Annotated in this window: 8 protein-coding genes; 5 read left to right on the top strand and 3 right to left on the bottom strand. The window is 73.2% G+C overall.

Annotated features, from left to right (window positions below; all coding sequences use genetic code 11):
* The 4 genes from E1287_RS29580 to thiI all read left to right on the top strand — a co-directional run.
* Positions 1-850 (top strand): DUF692 domain-containing protein (locus tag E1287_RS29580; protein WP_207934536.1); only part of this gene is annotated, 850 nt, incomplete at its 5' end.
* Positions 847-1,320: a hypothetical protein gene (locus tag E1287_RS29575; RefSeq protein WP_131968545.1), complete on the top strand. Its 474-nt coding sequence runs from the start codon at positions 847-849 to the stop codon at positions 1,318-1,320. The genes E1287_RS29580 and E1287_RS29575, both read left to right, overlap by 4 nt.
* A gap of 149 nt (positions 1,321-1,469) precedes the next feature.
* On the top strand, positions 1,470-2,495 hold the full coding sequence (locus tag E1287_RS29570; RefSeq protein WP_131968544.1) for a 6-phosphofructokinase: 1,026 nt from the start codon (positions 1,470-1,472) through the stop codon (positions 2,493-2,495).
* Between the two features lie 105 nt (positions 2,496-2,600).
* On the top strand, positions 2,601-3,833 hold the full coding sequence (gene thiI / locus E1287_RS29565) for a tRNA uracil 4-sulfurtransferase ThiI (RefSeq protein ID WP_131968543.1): 1,233 nt from the start codon (positions 2,601-2,603) through the stop codon (positions 3,831-3,833).
* A gap of 29 nt (positions 3,834-3,862) precedes the next feature.
* Here the strand turns inward: thiI and E1287_RS44020 are convergent, their stop codons facing one another.
* From E1287_RS44020 to aroF, 3 genes are all read right to left on the bottom strand, one after another.
* Positions 3,863-4,768, bottom strand: a complete 906-nt coding sequence (locus E1287_RS44020; RefSeq protein WP_165969234.1) for a DUF5954 family protein — start codon at positions 4,766-4,768, stop codon at positions 3,863-3,865.
* 41 nt (positions 4,769-4,809) lie between these two features.
* Entirely contained in the window at positions 4,810-5,799 is a 990-nt protein-coding gene (locus tag E1287_RS29555) for an EamA family transporter (RefSeq protein WP_131968542.1), read from the bottom strand.
* Between the two features lie 214 nt (positions 5,800-6,013).
* The gene (aroF, locus tag E1287_RS29550; RefSeq protein WP_131968541.1) at positions 6,014-7,060 is read right to left on the bottom strand and encodes a 3-deoxy-7-phosphoheptulonate synthase; all 1,047 of its coding nucleotides are present in this window, start codon (positions 7,058-7,060) and stop codon (positions 6,014-6,016) included.
* Between the two features lie 303 nt (positions 7,061-7,363).
* Here aroF and E1287_RS29545 point away from each other — a divergent pair, with 303 nt between their 5' ends.
* Complete coding sequence (locus tag E1287_RS29545; protein WP_131968540.1) at positions 7,364-7,987, top strand: sulfite oxidase-like oxidoreductase; 624 nt, start codon at positions 7,364-7,366, stop codon at positions 7,985-7,987.
* Positions 7,988-7,996 lie beyond the last annotated feature (9 nt).

Raw genomic sequence — 7,996 nt, 5'->3', positions numbered from 1 at the left:
GGGGGAGGCTGCGGTGGCGGAGGCAGCTGACGTGACCGTCCCGGACCTCGGGGTCGGCATCGGCTGGCGTCCGGAGATCGCGGGGTTCGTCGGCGCGCTGCCCGGGCTGCGCTTCGCCGAGGTGATCGCCGAGTCCGTGCATCCGGCGCATCCCGCGCCCGGCCTGCTGGAACTGCGCGACCGCGGCGCGGCGATCGTCCCGCACGGCGTGAAGCTCTCGCTCGGCGGGGCGGAGCCGGTGGCCGCCGGACGGGTCGCGCATCTCGCCGCCTGCGCCGAGGCCCTCAAGGCGCCGCTGGTGAGCGAGCACGTCGCGTTCGTCCGGGCGGGCGGGATCGAGGCCGGGCACCTGCTGCCGGTCCCGCGGACCCGGGCCGCGCTGGACGCCCTCACCGCCAACATCCGCCGCACCGCCGCCGAGCTGCCGGTGCCGCTGGCCGTCGAGCCGATCGCCACGCTCTTCGACTGGCCGGACGCCGAGTACACCGAGGCCGACTTCCTGACCGAGCTGCTGGAACGCACCGACGCCCTCCTCCTGCTGGACGTCGCCAACGTCTACGCCAACGCCCGCAACCGCGGCGAGGACCCCGCCGCCCTCCTCGACCGCCTGCCGCTCGAACGCATCGCTTACTGCCACGTCGCGGGAGGCTCCGAGGAGGGCGGCCGCTACCACGACACGCACGCCGCCGCCGTCCCGTCCGAGGTCCTGGACCTGATCGGGGAGCTGTGCGCCCGCCACCGTCCACCCGGGTTTCTGCTGGAACGCGACGGCCGCTACCCGCCCGCCGCCGAACTCCGGGCCGAACTCGACGCCATAGCCGTCGCCTCCGGGCTTCCGGCCGTCACATGAGCGGGCCGTACGACGCCGGGTTGGCGGCGGCGCAGGAGGCGCTCGTCCGGGCGATGACGGCGGGAGGGCCTATGCCCGAAGGTTTCGACGCAGAGGCGGTGCGTGCGGCGGCCCACGGCATCCTGCTCAAACGGGCCGGTGAGGCGGCCCGCGCCTGGCCCGCGCTGGCCGCCTTCCACGGCACGTCCTGGACGAAGGCGTTCGCCGCCTGGGCGGCCGAACGTCCGACGCAGGGATCGTTCAGGGACGGCTGGGATTTCGCACGGGCGCACCACGACGATCTCGACGCCGAAGCGGCGCGGGAACTGGCGCTCGCCGAGGCCCGCTGGTCCTACGACGGCGCGTCGCCGCCGCGGCCCCGGGCGGCGGCCGTGCGAAGGGTGCCGGGCGGGGCGGCGGTGCAGGTCCGCGGGCGTGTCCGCGTGATCGGGCGCAATCCGTCGCGTCGATCCCGCCGGCAGGGCCGATAACGGCGCAGCGACCCCTCGCCAGGGACTATGGTCTAGACCAATGGCGGCTCGCCGGGACCCCCGGCGAATGGCCCGTGCCGCCATGCCCGGACGACTAGTCTGGCCATGTGAATCGAGGGAGGAGCCCGGTGGCGGGAGAAGGAGACGGCATGCGCGTCGGAGTGCTGACCGGAGGCGGTGACTGCCCCGGCCTGAACGCGGTGATCCGCGCGGTCGTGCGCAAGGGCGTCCAGGTCTTCGGCTACGAGTTCGTGGGCTTCCGGGCCGGCTGGCGCGGCCCCCTCGAAGGCGACACCGTCGCGCTCGACGTCCAGGCCGTGCGCGGGATCCTGCCGCGCGGCGGGACGGTCCTCGGCTCGTCCAGGACGAACCCGGTCAAGGTCGAGGGCGGCGTCGAGCGGATCAAGGACAACCTGGCGGGCCTCGGCGTGGACGCGCTGATCGCCATCGGCGGCGAGGACACCCTCGGCGTCGCGCGCGAGCTGTACGCCAACGGCGTCAACGTCGTCGGCGTCCCGAAGACGATCGACAACGACCTCAACGCGACCGACTACACCTTCGGCTTCGACACCGCGGTGAACATCGGCATGGAGGCCGTCGACCGGCTGCACACCACCGCCGAGAGCCACCACCGCGCGCTTATCTGCGAGGTCATGGGCCGCCACGCGGGCTGGATCGCGCTGCACGTCGGGATGGCCGCCGGCGCCAACGTCATCCTGATCCCCGAGCGGCCCTTCGACATCGAGAAGGTCTGCGAGTACGTCGAGAGCCGGTTCAAGACCCGCTACGCGCCGATCATCGTGGTGTCCGAGGGCGCCCACCCGGTCGACGGGCAGATGCAGCTGCAGGCCAAGGAGCGGGACGCGTTCGGGCACGTCCGGCTCGGCGGCATCGGGCAGGCCCTCGCCGACGAGATCGAGAAGCGCACCGGCAAGGAGGCCCGCGCCACCGTGCTCGGGCACATCCAGCGCGGCGGCACCCCGACCGCGTTCGACCGCGTCCTCGCCACCCGCTTCGGCCTCCAGGCGATCGACGCCGTCAAGGACGGCGACTACGGCAAGATGGTCGCGCTCCAGGGCACCGACATCGTCCGCGTCGGCCTGGACGAGGCGACCAAGGAGCTGAAGACCGTCCCGCTGGAGCGCTACTCCGAGTCCGAGGTCTTCTTCGGCTGACCGGGCCCTCCCGGCGGGAACACGCATACGAGGTCGCGGTGTTGGTCCATCTGGGCCACACTGGGAGTTCACCCTCGGACCCTGTTCCCGCCAGGAGGATCACGCATGACCACGCTCGACCCCGCTCCGGCGGACGTCCGGGAGCAGTCGCCGGTCGACGGCGAGCCGTGCGTGCTGCTCAAACTGGGCGAGGTCGTCCTCAAGGGCAAGAACCGCGAGCAGTTCGAGCGCCGCCTCGCCGACAACGTGCGCGCCGCCGTCCGCCCCATCGCGCGGGTGGACGTGATCCGGCGCCACGGCGTGTTCATCGTCCGCCGATACGGTGCTGATTTTGCCACCATGGACCGCGTCGCCCAGCGGGTCACCGACGTCATGGGCATCGTGTGGGCGCACCGCGCCTGGCGCGTCGGCAAGGACCTCGCCAGCGTCGAACGCGCCGCGCTCGAACTCATGGACGGCCGGACCGGCACGTTCGCCGTCCGGTCCCGCCGCCGCGACAAGCGGTTCCCGATGACCTCAACCGAGCTCGACCGGCACATCGGCGCCCTTCTGACCGCCAAGTACGGGCAGCCCGTCCGGCTCAAGGACCCCGAGCACACCCTGTCGATCGAGGTCGACCGCGACGAGGTGTTCGTCTACTCCGGCGGGCTCCCCGGCCAGGGCGGCCTGCCCGTCGGGATGAGCGGCCGCGCCCTCGTGCTGATGTCCGGCGGCATCGACTCGCCCGTCGCCGCCTACCGGATGATGCGCCGCGGCCTCCGCGTCGACTACCTGCACTTCTCCGGCATGCCGTTCACCGGGCCCGAGTCGATCTACAAGGCGTACGCGCTGGTGCGGGAGCTGGACAAGTTCCAGGGCGGGTCCCGGCTGTTCGTCGTCCCGTTCGGCAAGGCGCAGCAGCAGATCAAGTCGTCCGGCGCCGACCGGCTCGCCGTCATCGCGCAGCGCCGGCTGATGCTGCGCACCGGCGAGGTCCTCGCCCGCCGCCTGCGCGGCGCCGCGCTGATCACCGGCGACGCGCTCGGCCAGGTGTCCAGCCAGACGCTCACCAACATCACCGCGCTGGACGACGCCGTCGAGCTGCCGATCCTGCGGCCCCTCGTCGGCATGGACAAGATCGAGATCATGGACCAGGCGCGCCGGATCCGCACCCTCGCGATCTCCGAGCTGCCCGACGAGGACTGCTGCACGATGCTGGCGCCCCGCCGCGCCGAGACCAAGGCGAAGATCGACGACCTGCGCCAGATCGAGAAGCGGCTCGACGCCGGCGAGCTCGCCGACCAGCTCGCCGAGTCCGTCCAGGAGCACCGCCCCGCCTACGCCGACCCCGCCGCCTGACGCGGCGGCGGTTCGCACGCGGCGGCGGTTCACGAAAGGGCGCTCAGCGGGCGTCGAAGTCGGTGGGGTTCGGGGCCGTCGGGGCCCATCAGCGTGACGCGTTCGATGCGGACGATGCGGAACCGGCGCCCGGCGACGGCGATGCCGTTGCGGCGCGTCTCGTCCTCCATCAGCTCGGCCGCCTCCGCGAACCGGGCGACGTCCGTCGCGGCGGGGCTCTCCACCGCCGGCACCACGTGCCGGAAGTAGGTGACCAGCGAGTCGCGGGCCTGCTGCGGGGCGTCGTGCAGGCGGCCCACCGGGCGCCAGCGCCGCTCGCCCCGCTCCGCGACGGTGAACGCGGGCGCGAGCGCGACCGGGGTGAGGAACGCGCCGGACGGCTCGCCGCCGCCCGCCGCGGACGCGTCCAGCACCTGGCACAGCAGCTCGGACATCGCGTAGCCGGAGGCCGCGCCGTCCTCGGGCAGCAGGTCGTAGGGGCGGCCCGCGACCCGGTCGCGGGCCGGCAGCGCGTCCAGGTCGGTGGGGCGGGGCGGTTCGGGGCCGTCCGGGCCGGTGCGGACGAGCTGCTCGATCCGCACGATCCGGAACCGCCGCCCGCCCGCCGTGACCTCGTCGGCGGCCTCGTCCTGCAGCGTCCGCGCCGCGGCGACCAGCTGCCGCGCCTGCGCGACGTCCCGCGCCGTCGCCGCCCGGTCCTCCAGGTGGACGGCGAGGAGCTCGCGCGCGCCCTGGGGCAGCGGGTCGCACGGACACACGATCTGCCAGCCGTCCTGGACGTGCTCCGCGGCGGTGAACAGCGCGCCCAGGAGCACGAGCTCCGGGTAGGCGGACACGGCGCGGCAGGCATCCGCCAGCATCACCGCGGCGACCGGGTCGACGCCGTCCAGATCCTCCGGGAACAGCCGCCCCCCGGCGTCATCGCCCGTAGTCATGCGGGACATCATTCCCGCCGTGACCGCCCCCGGCCAGTGGTTCATACCAATTTGTTACCGGCCTGTATATGTTCGCCATCGTTCCGCCTCCGGACGGGCATGACCAGCCCCACCAGGCTCGCCGCCAGCAGCGCGAGACCGCCGAGCGCGACCGGGCCGAGCCGCTCGTTCAGCAGGGCCATGCCGAGCACCGCGGCCACCGCCGGCTCCGCGAGCGTCAGCGTCGTCGCGGTCGTGGCGGGCGTCGTGCGCAGCCCCCGCGCGAACAGCAGGTAGCCGCCGCCCGTGGTGATCACGCCGAGGTAGAGCGCGATCAGCGCGCCCTGCCCGCCGGCCAGCCATCCGGTCGGCTCGGCGAGCAGGACGGGGACGAGCGGGACGGCCGCCGTCCCGAACAGCGATCCGGCGACGGCCCGGTCCTCCTCGCCGCGCGTGATGAGGACGGACGCGATCGTCGCGTAGGCCGCGTACGACAGCCCGGACAGCAGGGCCAGCGCGATCCCGCCCGGCTCGACGCCGGCGTCCTGGCCACCGCTGATGAGCCCGCTGCAGATGAGCAGGGTGCAGCCCGCGACGGCCCCGGCGGTCGCCAGCGCCCACCGGCGGGTCGGCGCCGCCCGCCGGGTCGCGAGCCCGATCACGCCGGTGAACGCGGGCGCGCTGCCGATCGTGACGACGGTGGCGACCGCGACGCCGGTGCGTCCGGCGGCGACGAAGAACGCCGCCTGGTACACGGCGATCGTGACCGCGCCGGCGCCGACGAGCGGCCAGTTGCGGCGGTTCCGGAACAGGTGGCGCAGCCCGGCGCCGCGCCGGGACGCCGCGGCGAAGCCGAGCAGGACGAGGCCACCGACGATGATGCGGATCGCGGCGACCGAGAGCGCGGACGACCCGTCCGCGAAGGTGCGGACGGTCCCGGTCGTCCCCCAGAGGGACGCCGCGACCAGGATGTCGGCGCCGCCGCCGCGCGCACGGACGCGGGCGGAGGAGTTCTTGCCGGACGCATGCCGGACGGACGCGTGCTGAGACACGGGTGAAGCTCCTGACCTCGAATCGGACGAAGGTGATCCGGATTCGGGGCGCAGGAGGACACGGCCGGGCGCCTGCAGCGCCGGGCCGTGTCAGGACTCGATCAGCGAGTGCGGTCGCCGCGCCCCGTCAGGAGCGCGGCGGTCCGCAGTTCGGGGTCCAGTAAGCCATGGACCGCACGATATCCGATATGGCCGGTTCAGCCGATCCGGCCGATCAGGCGGGCACGGCGTCGGGGTCCTGGGCCTGGGTGAGGGCGCGGCCGACGATGGGCGGCAGGTCACGGACGACCTTGGCCAGCTCGCGCAGATCGCCGTCCACCAGGGCCTGCGGGCCGTCGCACAGCGCCGTCTCGGGATGCGGGTGCACGTCGATGATCACCCCGTCGGCGCCGATCGCGATCGCGGCGCGGGTCAGCGGCAGGACGAGGTCGCGGCTGCCGCCCGAGTGCGACGGGTCCACGATCACCGGCAGGTGGGAGAGGCGCTGCGCCACCGGCACCGCGGAGATGTCCAGGGTGTTGCGGGTCGCCCTCTCGAACGTGCGGATCCCGCGCTCGCACAGCACGATGTCGAGGTTGCCGCGCTGCGCGACGTACTCGGCGGCCATCAGCCACTCCTCGATCGTCCCGCTCATGCCGCGCTTCAGCATGACCGGCTTGCCGGACTCGCCCGCCGCCTGCAGCAGCGCGAAGTTCTGCGCGTTGCGGGTGCCGATCTGCAGCATGTCGGCGTAGGACGCGACGAGGTCGACGTCGGCGGCGTCCACCACCTCGGTGACGACCGGCATGCCCGTCTCCTCCCGCACGTCCGCGAGGATGCGCAGGCCGGCCTCGCCGAGGCCCTGGAACGCGTACGGGGACGTCCGCGGCTTGAACGCGCCGCCGCGCAGCAGCGTCGCGCCCGCGGCCTGCGCCATCTGCGCGGCGCCGAGGGTCTGCTCGGCGGTCTCCACCGCGCACGGGCCGGCGATCAGTGTCATGGTGCCCGGGCCGATCGGCACGCCGCCGACCCGCACGACCGAGCGCTCGGCGTGGTTCTCGCGGCTCACCAGCTTGTGCGGCGCGGAGATGCGGATCACGTCGCTGACGCCGCGCATACCGCGCAGGTTCAGCGTCCCGAACTGCTGGACGTCGCCGACGAGCCCGACGATGGTCCGCTCCACGCCGCGGCTGACGAAGGCCTCGCCGCCCGCCGTCTCGACCAGTGAGACGACGGCGTCTATGTCCGCTTCGTTGGCCTCCGGGGCCATGACGACGACCATTGGTGTGCTGCCTCTCTCCTTCGCCCGGGATCCCCGGTGGATCCCGCGAGCAACCCCTGGAACGACGAAAGCCCCGGGCCAGTGCGGCCCGGGGCTCTCGACATGAGGTCTGTCAGCGCAGCGTCTGGCAGACCAGCCGCCCGGGCTGGTCGAACCAAAAGAAATACACGACGTTGCGCACGGCCCCAGCTTAACGGTTCCCGCGCGGTGCCGGACCCGGCGGGTCCCGCGCGGGCCCCTCGTGAACCCCCCGCGGACCCCGAATATGGCTCACCTCACTCCGGATGGCAGGATGGCGGCGTCATGTCCCACCCCGAGCAGTCCGCACCGGAGCCGCGCGATCTTCCGCCCGGCCAGTACGTCCCCCGGGGCTGGCCCGTCCTGCACTACGGCCCCGTGCCGAAGTTCCGGCCCAAGGACTGGGACTTCCGCGTCTTCGGCGCGACCGCGTCCGGGGAGCAGCACCGCTGGACCTGGGACGAGTTCGACGCCCTCCCGAGGATCACGACCGTCGCCGACTTCCACTGCGTGACCAAGTTCACGATCCCGGACAACGAATGGGAGGGCGTCTCCGGCTCGGCGATCGTGGAGCTGGCGCCGCCCGCGCCGGACGTCACGCACGTCATGGTCTGGGCCGAGTACGGCTACAGCGCCAACGTCCGGATGAGCGACTTCCTCGCCGACGGGACGGTGTTCGCGACCCACCGCGACGGCGAGCGCATCAGTCCCGAGCACGGCTTCCCGATCCGGATCGTCGTCCCGCACCTGTACGCGTGGAAGAGCGTGAAGTGGGTGCGAGGCGTCGAGTACCTGGTGAAGGACAGGCGCGGCTTCTGGGAGGAACGCGGCTACCACAACGTCGCCGACCCGTGGCGGGAACAGCGGTACTCCTACCAGGAGGACGAGGGCGAGTCGCCGCCCCTGTGACCTGTCAGA

The organism is Actinomadura sp. KC06, from assembly GCF_004348735.1.
Taxonomy (GTDB): Bacteria; Actinomycetota; Actinomycetes; order Streptosporangiales; family Streptosporangiaceae; genus Spirillospora.
The sequence above is the reverse complement of the archived record's forward strand: the minus strand, read 5'-3'. Positions and strand labels throughout refer to the sequence as shown.